The following is a 15,105-nucleotide window of genomic DNA, read 5'->3' as shown; positions in this document are numbered from 1 at the left end:
CCCGGATACCCCGGGTTCCGGTCGCTATTTAAAAAAGGAGAAGGAACATGGCATTAGACATCGCTGAAGCCCACAAAATCATCGTTGAAAATCTCGAGAAAAAAGGCAAATCCAAATCCAAATTTTACCTCAAGGATTTCTATGCCTTCTTCCCTGAAGAAAAACCCAGAACCGTCAAGAAAATCGTCAACGACATGGTAGCCGAAGGCATCCTCGAATACTGGTCAAGCGGCAGCACCACCATGATCGGCCTCAAGGGTGCAGGCAAACAAGCCGGCGCCGAAGGCGAAGATTGATCGGTTTGTTTTGACATTTCCCAAAACGCTGTGAATGATCATGCTAGCTGACAACGAAGGGTGCCCGGGTTTTTTTGTGTCCGCCCTCTGCGGCGGGTCCGGAAAAACACTGATCACCATCGGGATCACCGCAGCGCTGAGGGCCAGTGGCAAAACACCGGCCCCCTTCAAAAAAGGTCCGGATTATATCGATGCCGGCTGGTTGTCTCTCGCCGCCGGCCGGCCTTGTTATAATCTTGACACCTATCTGATCTCCGAAGAACACGTTCTTCACTCCTACATTACCAAAACCCTGCATGCCGGTGCCGATATCGCCGTGGTCGAGGGCAATCGCGGTCTGTTTGACGGCATCGACCTGGACGGTCGGACCAGCACGGCGGAAACCGCCAAGCTGCTGGGACTTCCGGTGATTATGTGCCTGGACTGCACCAAGTCCACCCGGACCATGGCCGCCGCCGTTCTCGGCTGTCTTCATTTCGATCCCGATCTGACCCTTGCAGGCGTGATTCTCAACAAGGTCGCCGGGGCCCGGCACCGGGACAACCTGACCCGGAACATCGAGTACCACACCGGCGTCCCGGTCATCGGTTCCGTGCCCAAGCTGCGCAGTCATGATTTCCCCGAACGCCATATGGGTCTGGTTCCCACGCCGGAACACGCCTGGGCCGGATCATCCATTGAAAGCGCTGAAAAAATCGCCCGGGAAAACATCGACATTGATCGGCTGGTCTCTCTTGCCGTCCGTCACGCCCATACCCGAATCCCCGAGGGACTCAAGCACCCGGTGCCTGCTCACATCGTTTCAGAAAACGCCGAGGACGGACCCCGAATCGGGGTGGTTCGTGACGGCGCCTTTCAGTTTTATTATCCGGAAAACATCGAAGCCCTGGAGGCCGAAGGCGCGCGCATCGTCTACCTGAGCGCCCTGACCGGCAGTGGCGATGCGGATGTGGACGCCCTCTACATCGGCGGGGGATTCCCGGAGACCCACGCCCGGGAACTGGCGGCCAACGAGCCCTTTCGGCGGCGTGTTCGGGAACTTGCGGACGCGGGGCTCCCCATTTACGCGGAGTGCGGCGGATTGATGTATCTGGGACGAGACCTGACGGTCGACGGGGCTCTCTACCCCATGGTCGGTGTGTTTCCCTTGTCGTTCGGACTGTCCAAGCGGCCCCAGGGGCACGGCTATGTCGTGGCCCGGGTCAGCCGGGAAAACGCCTTTTTCGACCTGGACACCGAGGTCAAGGGGCATGAATTCAGGTATTCGAAAATCGTGGACTGGGACGACTCATTGGATACGGCCATGACCATGATCCGGGGCACGGGCATGGCCGATAAAAAAGACGGTGTGGTCTACAAAAACGTCTTCGCCTGTTACACCCATATCCACGCCCTGGGAAATCCGACCTGGGCGGCCCGTTTTGTCCAAAAAGCCGGGGAATACCGGGCCGGACGCGCAGCGATCTGATTCCCCGTTTTTACCGGCAGGCTCTCACGGTGTGGTCGGCGGCTGGCCGATCATGCTCATTTCGGTGACATTGCGAATGTAGTCGTCGATGCTGGCATGAAGCTTCGGATCGAGGTTTGTGAATTCGACGCCCAGAGCGATCTTTTCCCGGTCGATGGTGGTGTTGCGTACATTCCCGCCGAAAAACTGCAGGCCGGGCATACCCATGATGGGAAAGGACAGGTCGACGGCATCGATGAGAAGCACCTGCCTGGGCATCAGGTTGACCGGCAGACGGATCACGAAACGGCAACCCCGGGTGCTGATATCGGTAATCGTTCCCTTGATCGTGTTTTCATTGAGCTGGGCCGTGGCTGGAATATAGCAGCTGACCCGGGCCTGGACCCGGGTTTCCAGGCTTTTGACCTGGCGAGGGTAGGCCAGAAAGGTCAGACGGAACGGTTTGTCGATCACATCGATGACGGAGGTTTCAAATCCGTATTCCAGATCGAGACTCTGGTAGGTGACATGGAAGATCAGGCCGGGCATGATCGCGCATTCGAATTCCTTGGGAATGGCCGTCCGGACCAACAGGTACTCCTGGGGTTCGAGACCCACCAGGACCCCCTTGAAGGGCTGGTCGAAATTCTCGATGTGAATTTTGATCGGACTACCCAGTTCCATGTTCAGCCGCATGCCGGTGTATTCCGGTGCGGTGCTTTGAGCCTCGTTCATGGCGATGATTCCTTTTTAAAAGAAACCCCCCTTCTCTGCCCGAAAAACCACCGTCGCTGACGTCGGACCGTCAGCCTGTCACCAGGATCCTGCGTCGACGGTTCTGACGTAGGACAGGCCGGTTTCCTCTCGAACAAAGATCGTGAACTGACGATCACGTGAATCGGCGGGTTTCAGCAGTTTGAGCGGGATCCGCCCCGCGTCGTCGGTGACGGCGTCCATCATCGTCACGCTGATGGGATACTGTACCACCAATGGCTGCCGGGCCGCAGGAAGATGATCGCCGCAGGCAACCACATGGTGGCCGGGCGCGATCTCTCCGGGCGATTCCTCCACACTGGCCCGGGTGATCACCCCGGCCACCACCAGGTCAAGGAGCCCCAGCCCGAAAAACGGCATTTCCAGAATCGCGGGAATCACGCCGTGAAGCTGCTTGCGTTCCACCTTGATCAGTTGGATGTTTTCCCTGCACAGGGGCTGCTTGAGCAGCAAAAGGTCTTGTTTTTCTTCGCTTATAGCGTAACTGAACCCGATTTGATCTCCGACGACGGTGTCGCCGTGCCGGGTTTCGTTGATCGGCTTGTACGCCGTTGTCAGAACCGTGGCGCAGCCGCTCACGAAAAAACACAGTGACACAAGAAAAAGGGTGCTGATCGTTTTGAATGTCATCATGGCCTTCCTGTCGAGTGAAATGAAAAAAGAAAGATCGGCCGACCCTTAGTTGAGCAAGGGAACCATGCCGCGATCGACCATGTGCTGTCTGGCCTTGTCCGACAGCATGTACTTGATCACTTCTTTCATCATGGGCGAGGGCTCTCCTTTGAGAACCATGTAAAACGTCTGATAAAACGGATAACTGCCGGCACCGGGCGAGACGCCGTTCACGGAGAGCATCGTGATGTCCTTGTGTTTCCGGGCGATGGCCCCGGCGATAAACGACACGGAACCGGGTATGCTGCGGACCCCGGTCAGGGCGGTGAAGGTTTTTCCGGCAATCAGGTCGTCGCTGATCTCAAAGGGACCCATGACCTGCTGCTTGAAATTGATACAGGCTCCGGTGTTGGCCGCGGGGATAATCCGGACAACGGGAAGGTCGTTGCCGCCCACGTCCTTCCAGTTGGTGACGGACCCGCTGAAAATCCGCCGGATCTGGGACAGGGTAAGGTCGGTGACGCCGCTTTCGGGGTTGACGATCACCGCCATGGGGTCTTTACACATGGGAATCTCGATCATGCCGGTGTTCCGGTCCGCCTGGGAAATGGGGACAGTGGAGCCCGCAAGGTTCGAAAACCCGTTGCGAAGCCGATCCAGGCAGACATCCGAGGAGAAGACGTGAACCTTGACCTTGACACCGCTGTCGGTCATGAAGCGTTCGAGCAACTCACGCTGGAAGGCTTCGGCGATCTGTGAGGAACAGGCGGCATTGAGGACGAACTCGGGTCCGGCGCTCACGGGAACCGCAAGACCATAAATGAAAACCATGAAAGCTGAAAAGAGGAAGACGAGATGTCGTTTCATTATCCGGGGCTCCAGGTACAGTGAAGGGTTAAAGATGCTGTGTGACACGAAAATAAATCGTTCCTTTTTATACGTCATATTTCCTCCGGACGCAAGCCAAGATCCTGTTTCAAGAGGGCATTAAGGCGATCCGTGTTCAGGGAAAAAAACGCGGCTTGACAGCGTCCGGCATCTTCTTTATAGTGTTCAACTATAGAATATAGCGTTCGAAATAGTCGAACTATACTATCCCCCAACCACATCGTGAAAGGATGGCCGACATGGTCGTTCAGGGTTCATCGGACGTGTTCGATCAGGTTCTCGCGCAGGGTCTCTGTGTGGACTGCGGGGCCTGCGTGGGCATGTGTCCGTATTTTGTAAGCTACCGGGGAAAGATCGCGCGGCTTTTCCCCTGTACCCTTCCCCAGGGACGGTGCTACGCCCATTGCCCCAAAACCGCCGTCGATCTAGACGACCTGTCGCGCATCATCCCGGGTCTGCCCTACGACGGGGCAGCCCTGGGTCACGTGCGGACGATTCTTAAAAGCCGGGCCGGCGACAGGCTGAAAAACGGGGGGCGCTTCCAGAACGGCGGAACCGTCAGCGCCCTTCTGATGTGCGCCATGGACGCGGGGTTGATCGAGGCCGCCGCCCTGACCCGCCGGAAGGGGATGATCCCAGAGGCGGTATTAGCCGGTACAACCGAGGACATCCTGTCTTGTGCCGGGTCCAAATACATGGCCGCCCCCACCCTTTCGACCGTCAACACGTACATGAGGCGCGGCGGTCGGCGTCTGGCCGTGGTGGGAACCCCCTGCCAGATGACGGGACTGGCCGGCATAAGAAAAAATCCCCTCGACAGGCCGGACGGGTATGATCCGGTGTCGCTGTCGCTCGGTCTGTTTTGCACCTGGGCCTTGGACACCCGGCGGCTGATCGAGCGGCTGGACGACCGGCTGGATACCCGAGAGGTCCTGGCCATGGATGTACCGCCCCCGCCGTCTAACGCCATGGTGCTGACGACCCGAAACGGTATAGTCAGTGTTCCCCTTGACGAGATCCGATCGGCCATACCGGACGGCTGCCGGATCTGTCCGGACATGACGGCGGAATTCACGGACCTTTCCGTGGGCGCGCACGAAGGAGAACCGGGCTGGAACACGCTGATTGTAAGGACCCAAACCGGAGAAGAGCTGGTCAGCCGGGCCGTGCACGAGGGCTTTCTGACCTGTGAAACCATGCCTGAGGCCTCGTGCGATCAGCTTCGAAACGCCGCGTTGGCCAAAAAGAAACGGGGCCTCGAGACGGCCCGGAAAACCGGGCGCCTCAACTCGGAAACACCCGCCCTGATCGTGGATGACTCCCTGGTCGAGGCCCTGATCGGACAGGAGGCGCCATGACCGCACTGATTTCGGGAAAAAAAGGAAGCCGTCACCTGTTTATGGGCAACGAAGCCATCGTTCGCGGGGCACTGGAAGCCGGCGTCCGGGTGGCCGCCGGCTATCCGGGCACGCCCTCGTCGGAAATCATCGAGAATCTGGCCGCCGTCGCCCGCACGTCGGACCTGCCCCTGTATGTGGAATGGTCCGTCAATGAAAAGGTGGCCCTGGAGGTGGCGTCGGCGGCGTCGTTCGCCGGCCTTCGGGCCCTGGCGGTGATGAAGCAGCCGGGCCTGAACGTGGCCGCCGACTATCTGCTGCACCTGTCGGGCTCGGGGGTGCGCGGTCCCATGGTCCTGGTGTCGGCCGATGATCCCGGGGCGTTATCCAGCGTTAATGAGGGCGAAACCCGGCCCTACGCGAAACTCATGGAGGTCCCGCTTTTGGAGCCCGGTGATTTTCAGGAGGCCAAGGACATGACACGGTGGGCCTTCGAGCTGTCCGACGCCCTCAAGAATCTGGTGCTGCTCCGGACGGTCACGCGGCTGTCCCACGCCAGCGGGACCGTGATTCTGGGAGAAATCCCAACAGACGGCGCCAAAGCCGTGTTCAGGCATGACGGATTCATTCTCGACCCCGGCGAGGGCGTGATCATGAGCCCTCCCGTGGAATACAAGCACGGCGAGCAGCAGCGCAAGCTCAGGCTGGCGGCGGAGCTGTTCGATCAGTCCCCCTTCAATACCTACGACGGGCCGGAAAAGCCGGAACTGTTGATCATCACCAGCAGCACCTGCAGCCTGTATGCCCGGGAAGCCGTTCACATGCTGGGCGTCGGGGAGCGGGTGGGTCTGGCCAAGCTGGGCACGACCTGGCCACTGCCCCCGCGGTTCACGGCACGCCAGCTGGCCCGATGCGATCGAATCTTTTTTGTGGAGGAGGTGCTGCCTTTTCTTGAAGAGGAAATCAAGATTTTCGCGGCGGAACAGGCTGAAACCCTGGGGGTGAAGACCTTTTTCGGAAAAAAAGAAGGTTTTCTGCCCACGGTCGGGGAGTTGAATCCCGACAAGGTGGCCCAGGCCCTCGGCAAGATCCTTAGCATTCCGGAAACCGGCGAAAACGCGGATTACCGGACACGGGCCGCGCTGATCTCCTTTGCCGGCTCTCCGCACCGGGAAGCGACCTTCTGTCCGGGATGCCCGCACCGGGCCTCGTTCTGGACCCTGAACACGGCCCTTTCCATGGACAACCGCAAGGGATTTGTCTGCGGCGACATCGGCTGCTACTCCATGGCTGTTCTTCCGGCGGGTTTTTCCACCCTGAAAACCCTCCATGCCATGGGATCGGGAACCGGGGTGGCCTCGGGGTTTGGAAAACTCGGGCCCTTCGGCATGGACCAGCCGGTCCTTTCGGTCTGCGGGGACAGCACCTTCTTTCATTCGGCCCTGCCCGCCCTGGTGAATGCCATCCACAACCGGTCGGACATGACCCTGGTGGTCCTGGACAACAGCGGGACGGCCATGACCGGATTTCAGCCCCATCCGGGACTGGCCGCGGACGCCCTGGGCCGGACGGCGGAAAAAATCGATATTCCCTCGGTCTGCCGTGCCCTGGGTGCCGAGGTTCGGGTCTGCGACCCCTTTGACCTTGAAACCGCACGGGAAACACTGCTGGACCTGATCGAACATAAGGGCATATCGGTTCTGGTGTTCCAGCAACCCTGCGCCCTGAGCCCCGATAAAAAAGGAAAGAACCGCTATGCCGTGACGATCGACGAAACCCGGTGTGTGGGCGAAGCCTGCGGATGCAACCGTCTGTGTACACGGATTTTCGCCTGTCCGGGTCTGGTCTGGGACAAGGAGGCGGGCCGGGCGCGCATCGATGAGGTGGTCTGCGCCGGGTGCGGGGTCTGCGCCTCGATCTGCCCCAATGGGGCCATTGTGAAAACGGAGGTGGCCCATGCCTGAACTGATTCTGAAACAGGATCCTTACAACGTGATCATTACCGGTGTGGGCGGGCAGGGCAATGTGATGACCTCCCGGACCGTGGGAAACATGCTGTCCGCCCTGGGATTCCATGTGACCATCGGTGAAACCTTCGGCGCCTCCCAGCGGGGCGGATCGGTGATGAGCCATCTGAGGATTTCCAACACCTCGAGCTGGTCGCCCCAGATTCCGTTGGGCCGGGCCCACATGGTGGTGTCCATGGAACCCACCGAGGCCATCCGGGTGCTCAAGGATTACGGAAATCCGACGGTCCGGGTGATCACCAACACCCGTCCGTTTTATCCGGTGGGGGTGATTTCCGGTCAGATCAGCTATCCGTCGGACCGGGAGATCCGGCAATGGATCACCGAGCTGTCCGACACGGCCTGGTTTATCGACGCCACGGACAAGGCCGTCAGCATCGGTGCGCCGATTCTGGGCAACGTGATCATGGCGGGCGCCCTGGCCGGAACCGGCGAGCTGCCTCTGTTGCGGGATGCCTTTGAAATGATCATGGCCACCCGCTTTTCCGGGGAAAAACTCGAAAAAAATTTGGAGGCTTTTGATTACGGGGTCAGCGCCGTGAACCCCTGAAAGGTGTGCGGGCCGGATTATTTTGGGAGGGACCTGGGCTTGGGGGGGACAGGTCGCCTCCCTTTTTTTTTGAGCCTGCCCCGGCGGACGGGCCCGGCTTACTTGGTCTTGAACCCGAACTCCAGATGATAGGACGCGGAAAAGGCCAGGGATTCGTTGGTGTCTCTGTTCAGGGGCTTGATTTCATGGATCGGTTCGTCCGAGGGTGTTTTGCCGCAATAAATCTGAATGGTCGCCGTGGGATTGATTTTTCCGTGAAGGACGCATCGGATGCCGTTGATGGCCACCTCGGTCTGATTGAGAGCACGGGTGAGTTCGTTTTTCCGGTTGGTGTAGGCCAAAATGGCCTGGGAAAGCTTTTCCAGTTCCTGGAAGGTCCGGGTCAGCTGGTCGATGGGGGTGACGTTCATCCGTTCCCTGAGATTGGCCAGGACCTTGTAGGCATCGGAAAAGGTGAAGGCCTGAAGGGAGTGAATCAGGAGCCGGAACATGTTCAGAAGATCGGCATCGGTTATCTGGGAGGCCAGGGTCTTGAGACCGTTAAGGAGCCTGCTTTTGATGGAATCGATAGCGTTTTGGACATCCTGATGGCTTTTGTCCACCGCCGCAAGATCATCGATGATCCCAAGGCGCCGGCTGAACAGGTCCCGGCCCAGATAAATTTTATTGGTTCCGCAGTAATACACATTCTGAAAGGTCAGGGTGCAGGCGTCCACCGTTGCGTTGAGCATACTGCCCCGGGACGTCTTGAACGTCACCTCGGCGCCGCGGATGCGGGCGTCGCGCAACTCGTTGGTGATGGTGATCGGTCCCTCGGAGCAGATCAGTTCCGAATCCACCACGGTGTTCGCCGTGATCCCCAGCCTGGCCTGGGCCGTACTGTGGGGCCTGATCTGGTCGATGACCGCCTCGTCATCGGTGATCACATGGCCTCCGTCCAGACACTGGACCTCCATGCGTCCGTGGGCCCGGATGCGAAACCCGTCGTTGACGGTGCCGATCTTCATGCTCACCGGGGAGATGAATTCACTGCCGATGTTGCCGATGGAAAAATCGATGGTTTCAAGCTCGATCAGATCCGTCACGTCGATTTCCCGGATCTGGCCTGCCGTCTGCTTGAGGAGAATCACCCCGGTTTTGGCCGCCGTCAGAAAGTAACCCACCGCCCGTCCGTCGGCGTCCAGATGATTCTGCTTCCGGACCCCCTCGCCGTAGACCAGATCGAGAACCCGCGGCTCGGCGACGGGAATGATCCGTCCGTCAAAGGTCACGCCGGGCCTTCCCGGCACCGGATAGCGGATCAGCATCAGTTTGTCGCCCTGGGCAACGGCCGGGAACTGGTGCAGTTCGCGAAAATCGATTTTTCCATTGGGCAGCAGCTTGCCCGGATGTTTTTTTGGCTCGAAATAATACTTGACGATTTCCTCGTGCTGCTCGATTTGCGGTTTCAGGCCCGTGATCACCACATCGATCAGGGGGTATGCGACCCGGATGTCCAGAATCCGGTCGCCCTGATCCAGGGTGGCGGCCCGGATCGGCAGACGGATCTCCCGGACGGGGGCGGCTTTGTCCCGGGTCTGGGCCAGGGCCTCGGACAGCTTGTCCAGTACGACTGAGGGATGGATGTTCACCCGGAACAGCACCTGGGCCAGGGCCTTTTCCACAATCACATCCAGGGTGCCCTCCCGGTCGACGCGCAGCCGGGCTGTGGCCTCGCTGTCTGATTTCTTCAGATCCTGAAAAAGGTTGTTCTCAAGAATATCGGCCTTGGTCTGGATACGTTCCGGCGTCAGGGATGCTTCCGTCACGGTCATGGGTCTATCCTGATTCTTGGGTTCAGGCCTGCGAATACGGCCGATCGTCGTGCGACCATCTCAGGGTCCGGGACAGATGCGTGGTCCGAACGGGTCGCTGTCAGGGGTTTCATGGTGAAGACAAAGCAATTATATAGGGCGTCGTTTGCTTTTACAAGTAAAAACAACGTGTTCCGAATAAAGAAGGGGAACATTGTCACCAATGTTCCCCTGTCGGTCATTGCGAACGGGCGGCAAGGCGGGCGATTACTTGATTTTTCCTCCGGGGTGGCAGTCGTTGCAGCTGGTCGGAGCGTTGCCGTTTTTGCCCGTGTCTTTCTTGACTTGTTTGTTGTGGTCGCTGTGACAGCCCTTGCAGTTGTCATGCATGGCTTCGGCATGATACTGGCGGGCCTGGGCATCGGTCAGCTTGGGTTCGCCCTTTTTCGCGGCGGGTTTGCGTCCGGGAATCTTATGGCATTCGATGCATTTGTGAACGTTGTCGCCTTCCTTGAGATTGGTCAGGGGCTTGCCTTTGTCGTCGTGGTGGCAGTCGCCGCAGGCGGCCTTGTATTCGTCGATGTGTTTTTTGTGGGAAAGCGTGGCCGGATGATAGGTGTGCTCCGTATAGGCCTCGGTTTTCATTTCAAAGGTGTCCGGGACGGTGGTGCCTGCAACAAGGACGGCTGCGACAAACAATGAGGAAAAAACGGCAGCGATCGCGGTGAGTACGGTTCTCTTCGTCATGGCTGTTTGATCTCCTGCTGATAATAAGTAAAAAATATAATGAAAGACGGTGGTGCCCACAAAAAATATGGTTGACCTTAACAAGGGCCTTGCCCGATGTCAACGATAAATCAGGCCGGCGTGCCCCGGGACAGACGCTGCTTCAGATGGCATTTCTCTGAAAAAACGGCGATCTCCGCCTCGAGATTGGCAAGCTCCGAATCACCGAACACCGCATCCATGAACGGGATGATTTTTTCGTCGATCGACAGGGCCGCGCTTCGCTTTTGGCGATAGATCGACTGGATCTGCGACGTGGCGGCGGTTTCCTGCATGCAGCCGAAGGGGCCCACATGGAAAATGCCGGAAATGTCCGGCAGTTTTCCCATGGCGAACATGTAGGCTTCGCCGATGGACAGCGGTGATTCGCCCTGGATGCTTTTGTCGTAGACAAGGTTCTGCTGAATGTGGTCGATGATGTGCCCCGAATCGTGGGCCTCGCGGCCTTTGAGAAAATCGCGGAACGGTTCGATGAGGGCCCTGGCCGTTCGCCGCATGTAGTGTTTTTTAAGAACGGCCTTGGCACAGTGCTTCCAGCGCCGTGTCAGCCGGAAGGTGTCGATGCTCGATGCGTTGGCATAGTCCATCCACAGCGACAGGGGCGACAGACGGGTCTCCAGGCCGTATTTTTCGAGCATCATCAGGGACTGTTGATTGGCGTGGGGATTCAGGCGGACGAAAATTTCGCCGGTCATGGCGATGATGGGCTTTCGCCGGATCGTCTGATCGATCAGGGCCTCGTAGGCGTTTTTTGCCTCGTTCATGAACGGCAAAAGGGTCTTGACGCCCGCGTTTTTTTCGACGAGGGCAAGAAGGGCGTTGGACAGCCGGCGGTAGCAGCGCTGGGCCGATCCTTTTTCCTTTTCGTAGGGCCGGGTCCTGAGCAGGGCGTCGTAGAGGATGTCCATGCAGTAGATTCCCCGGAACAGGTTGCGGGCCTGGGACACGATCTGGCCGTCGGTCATGGGCAGGTTGGCGTAATCGCTGTCCGCATCGGGACTGAGCATGTCCACGCCGGGAAAACCGTTTTCGATGAAAATTTTCTTGAGCAGCACATGGTACTGGCCGAAGCGGCAGGGTCCCTTGGCCATGGGTTCGAGCACCACGGCCCGGGTGTTGGGATCGAGGCCTTCCCGCGCAAGGCTGTTGAGCCAGGAAAGGGTATCGCCCACCTGAAAGGAAAAGGGCCGGCAGATGTTGCCCGCACCGCCGCCGGCCTTGGCCGCCAGGGCCTTGGCTTCCGGTGTCTGGGTGGGCATGACCCGGGCGTCGATGCCAAGGGCCGTAAAGGTGGCCGCCAGCACGTGGGAATGATCGCCCATGTAAGGGATGCCGATGATTTTTCCTTTGAGCACCACCTTGGGGTGAATGGTGATGAAGTCCTCGATCCGGACCGGTGCGGGCCTGAAGGTTTTCACCACCTCGTGGTTGGCCAGAATCCGTGTGCCGAACTGGGCGTTGCTGGAATGGCCGTCGGTCTGGAGAACCAGGTGGGGCTTGCGGGCCCGTTCCATGATGTGCTCCTCATGGAACAGAAGCATGGAATCGCTGCCGCAGTTGAAGTTGGTGGCCCGGACCGGAAAGAAATCGGGGTGAAGGGCCGTCTCGAGGGTATAACGGATGATGCTGCGCCCCTGGACCCAGTACATGTTTTCGGCGATGTGACCGATGTCGTGCATGGCGGGCTTCAGAAAAAAAGAGGGGATGAAATGCAGGCCGTTTTTCACGAACAGCTCATGGACCCGTGACCCGGCTTTGTCGTCGAGCAGGGTGTAGCCGCGCCCCAGGCCGATATAGATGTCGGTCTTCTTTCGCCTTAAATCGTCGACCAGGGCCTGTCCCGTGCGGTAGATCTCGTCGAGGCAGGCCTTCTGGGCGGCGCCTGCCCGGCCAAGGGCCTGCTTGACCTCCCTGACCCGGAACCGTTTGCCGAAGACCCTCTGAAGATCGGCGTGAACGCTTTTGAACAGGGGATTGGCCGGATCATCGAAATAGAGCACGGGCAGCAGGACGTCATCGGCCGGAAGATCCAGGGCCTCCTTGGTCAGAAAGCCGGCTCCGGCCACATAGGGGCAGAATTTGTAGCGTTTCTTTCCCTGGCCGATGGCGTTGACAAGCAGCATCTTGTCCAGACCGGGCCGCAGGTGTTCCCTGAGCCGTGCCGCATGGCCGTGGGCCAGTTTAACGGGAAAGCAGGTTTCCGAATGGGCGTAGCGCAGGCCCATCTCGTTGACGGCATCGTCGGATTCGGGAGACAGCGCCACGTTAAACCCCAGGGACCGGTACAGGGCGCAGTAAAAGACGCCCTTTTCATTCTGGAAGGTCAGGGACCGGGGAACCAGAATCCGTTCGGCCGGGGAAGGGGCGTTCAGGTCGCAGGTCCACTGCGAGAGGTGTCGGTCGACAATGGCCTTGTAGCGGGCCACGTAGTCCGGCGCTTTTTTGGAAAGGCCGTCGGTATTGCCCTTGGGGCAGGCCCCGCCGGTGATGATCCGTTCATCCCCTGCGGCGTAGACGCTTAGCCGGCAGTCCTTGAGTCCGCAGGAATCGTCGATGATGCGGCTGCACGTCGTGTCCTGTTTTTCGAAGGACAGACGGTGGAGGGCCAGTCCCCGGAACCGGCATTCAAAGGGAATGTTCTCCCGTTCCATGGCGGTGACGGCGTCCCGGGCGGCGATGGCGGCGCCCAGGGCACCGAACATCTGACGATGGGGAAAAGCGTGGATCGTCATGCCCGTATGCATGGACAGGGCCGCCAGGGGGGCCCGGCCCAGAAAGGGACCGCCCTGAGCCGAGGCGCAGTCGCCGAAGATCTCCTGCCCGATGAATTTGTTGACATAGCCGCCCATGAACCCGTAAGCGATGGCCGCGGCGATTTCGGCTTTGGGAAATCCCAGGGCGATCAGCCGGGCGATGCCCGCTTCGGTGAACACCCCGCAGGTGTCGTCGACCACCGGGGTGCAGTCGGCCGAGAGGGCCATGTCGTGGAAGGTGGTCCGGATATCAAGCCCCAGCATTTCCACCATGTTCTGCATGGTCTGGCCGGTTCCGGCCATGCAGGACAGGTTCATCCGGGATTTTTTCACGGTGCCGTCGGCGTTGAACACGGTGAACTTGGCGTCCTGGCCGCCCAATTCGAAAATCGTGTCGGTCCGGGCGTTGAAATGCCGAACCCCCAGGGCGTGGCAGGTGATTTCATCCCTGACCAGGTCCACGGTCCGGACGGGGGAGCCGTTGGGGTGCCGGGTGAACAGACGATGATAGAAGGCCCCCGATGATCCGGTGTAGGCCACGGCCCGGATGGTCAGGCGGTCGCCGAAGGCCGTCTCGATTCGTCGGAAAATATCCTGGATGGCGGCAAGGGGTTTGCCGTTGGTGTACAGGCAGATCTGGGCCAGAAGGGTCAGATCGGAGGCCCTGGCCACCACCACCTTGGTCGTGGTCGATCCGCCGTCAACGCCCAGAATCACATCGACGGGACCGTCCTCGGCCCGGTCAAAGACCTGCAGGGGATCATCGGGCCTATCCGGGGTCGCCTCGGGATAGATGATCACGCGCTCAAGGGCCTGACGCAGCGGCGGCATGACGGGGACGGCCTGTTTTTCCGCGTCGACCATGCGATCCAGAAGGGCCGGATCGAAGGCCCGACGGTCGGCCCCGGCCTTGATCACGGCGCCGATGGCCCCCACGCTCCGGGCCGCTTCCGGACACGTGACGGACACACCGATCATGTCGGTCAGAATGCGTCGAAGACGGGGGCTTTGGAACACGCCGCCGGTGGCGACGGCCGGATCGTTGCCGTCGAAGTCCCGGGTTTTGAGTACATCGGACCGGTAGTTTTTGATGATTCGGTGGTAAAGGCCTGCCAGAATATCGGGAATCGATTCACCGGTGTTCTGAAGATGAATCATGTCCGACTGGATCACCACGCCGCAGCGTCCGCCCACATCGATCATTTTTTCCGAGGCCGTGACGGCGTCTTCGGCCAGATCGAACAGACGGTTCAGGCGGCGGTCGAGAAACTCCCGGCGCAGGGACGGCTCATCGGGCAGGGTCTCGGCGGGCAGCATGGACTCGAAAAACCGTCGGCACTGTTTGGCGATCAGAAGACCGCTCCCGCCCCCGCACTTGGTCCCGGTGCCGTGATCGGGCACGAAGGTCCGGCGGACCCCGTCATCGTGAAAGGCTTCCATTTCGAAAAAATACGAGTCCCGCGCACCGATATGAAAGATGTACCGGGTGCCCGGCGAAAGCATCGCCGCCCCGGCCGGAATGGTGATGGTGTCATGGAAAAACGGCACATCGAGCTGCCGGGCGAACCATTCGCCGCCGTTGCCCGTGAACGCCGTCTGGGTGATGCGGTCGCCGTAACGTTCGACAATCCGGCCGAGGCATTCCCGGAGGGTCTGGACGGGATTGCCGAAGTGATACATCGGCGGCAGGGCGTCGATCAGGTCGAGATCATGGGACAGGACGGCGGCGCTGATGCAGTCCGTGCCGATGTCAATACCAAGGCGAAGAGAATCCATAAGGCGTATCCGTCAGACAGTCAAAAAAGGTTTAAAAGATATTCATGCGGCCCGAGGGTCCGGCGG

The 15,105-nt window shown here is 59.5% G+C and carries 11 protein-coding genes; 5 read left to right on the top strand and 6 right to left on the bottom strand.

From position 1 onward, the window contains the following. Positions 1–47 precede the first annotated feature (47 nt). Entirely contained in the window at positions 48–296 is a 249-nt protein-coding gene (locus tag ACYQ11_RS14955) for a dissimilatory sulfite reductase D family protein (protein ID WP_459924609.1), read from the top strand. Between the two features lie 40 nt (positions 297–336). Continuing rightward, the gene (locus ACYQ11_RS14950; RefSeq protein WP_459924608.1) at positions 337–1,764 is read left to right on the top strand and encodes a cobyrinic acid a,c-diamide synthase CobB; all 1,428 of its coding nucleotides are present in this window, start codon (positions 337–339) and stop codon (positions 1,762–1,764) included. Between the two features lie 24 nt (positions 1,765–1,788). Here ACYQ11_RS14950 and ACYQ11_RS14945 read toward each other — a convergent pair whose 3' ends face one another. From ACYQ11_RS14945 to ACYQ11_RS14935, 3 genes are all read right to left on the bottom strand, one after another. Next, positions 1,789–2,478: a PilZ domain-containing protein gene (locus ACYQ11_RS14945; protein ID WP_459924607.1), complete on the bottom strand. Its 690-nt coding sequence runs from the start codon at positions 2,476–2,478 to the stop codon at positions 1,789–1,791. 78 nt (positions 2,479–2,556) lie between these two features. Continuing rightward, entirely contained in the window at positions 2,557–3,150 is a 594-nt protein-coding gene (locus ACYQ11_RS14940) for a hypothetical protein (RefSeq protein WP_459924606.1), read from the bottom strand. Between the two features lie 45 nt (positions 3,151–3,195). Further along, the gene (locus ACYQ11_RS14935) at positions 3,196–3,996 is read right to left on the bottom strand and encodes a PstS family phosphate ABC transporter substrate-binding protein (RefSeq protein ID WP_459924605.1); all 801 of its coding nucleotides are present in this window, start codon (positions 3,994–3,996) and stop codon (positions 3,196–3,198) included. Between the two features lie 260 nt (positions 3,997–4,256). Between ACYQ11_RS14935 and ACYQ11_RS14930 the strand changes: the two genes are divergently transcribed. From ACYQ11_RS14930 to ACYQ11_RS14920, 3 genes are read left to right on the top strand one after another with little or no spacing between them, the layout of a single operon-like run. Continuing rightward, positions 4,257–5,375 (top strand): Coenzyme F420 hydrogenase/dehydrogenase, beta subunit C-terminal domain, encoded by a 1,119-nt coding sequence (locus ACYQ11_RS14930; protein ID WP_459924604.1) that lies wholly within the window; start codon positions 4,257–4,259, stop codon positions 5,373–5,375. Beyond that, complete coding sequence (locus tag ACYQ11_RS14925) at positions 5,372–7,318, top strand: thiamine pyrophosphate-dependent enzyme (RefSeq protein WP_459924603.1); 1,947 nt, start codon at positions 5,372–5,374, stop codon at positions 7,316–7,318. Before ACYQ11_RS14930 ends, ACYQ11_RS14925 begins: the two co-directional genes overlap by 4 nt. After that, entirely contained in the window at positions 7,311–7,931 is a 621-nt protein-coding gene (locus ACYQ11_RS14920) for an indolepyruvate oxidoreductase subunit beta (RefSeq protein ID WP_459924602.1), read from the top strand. Before ACYQ11_RS14925 ends, ACYQ11_RS14920 begins: the two co-directional genes overlap by 8 nt. A 98-nt stretch (positions 7,932–8,029) precedes the next feature. Here the strand turns inward: ACYQ11_RS14920 and ACYQ11_RS14915 are convergent, their stop codons facing one another. The 3 genes from ACYQ11_RS14915 to ACYQ11_RS14905 all read right to left on the bottom strand — a co-directional run bounded on the left by ACYQ11_RS14915 (position 8,030) and on the right by ACYQ11_RS14905 (position 15,039). After that, positions 8,030–9,745 (bottom strand): flagellar assembly protein A, encoded by a 1,716-nt coding sequence (locus ACYQ11_RS14915; RefSeq protein WP_459924601.1) that lies wholly within the window; start codon positions 9,743–9,745, stop codon positions 8,030–8,032. 246 nt (positions 9,746–9,991) lie between these two features. Further along, complete coding sequence (locus ACYQ11_RS14910) at positions 9,992–10,471, bottom strand: cytochrome c3 family protein (RefSeq protein ID WP_459924600.1); 480 nt, start codon at positions 10,469–10,471, stop codon at positions 9,992–9,994. A 110-nt stretch (positions 10,472–10,581) separates the two neighbouring features. Beyond that, the gene (locus ACYQ11_RS14905; RefSeq protein WP_459924599.1) at positions 10,582–15,039 is read right to left on the bottom strand and encodes a BadF/BadG/BcrA/BcrD ATPase family protein; all 4,458 of its coding nucleotides are present in this window, start codon (positions 15,037–15,039) and stop codon (positions 10,582–10,584) included. Between the last annotated feature and the right edge of the window lie 66 nt (positions 15,040–15,105).

This window comes from Desulfatiferula olefinivorans, assembly GCF_054657895.1.
The sequence above is the reverse complement of the archived record's forward strand: the minus strand, read 5'-3'. Positions and strand labels throughout refer to the sequence as shown.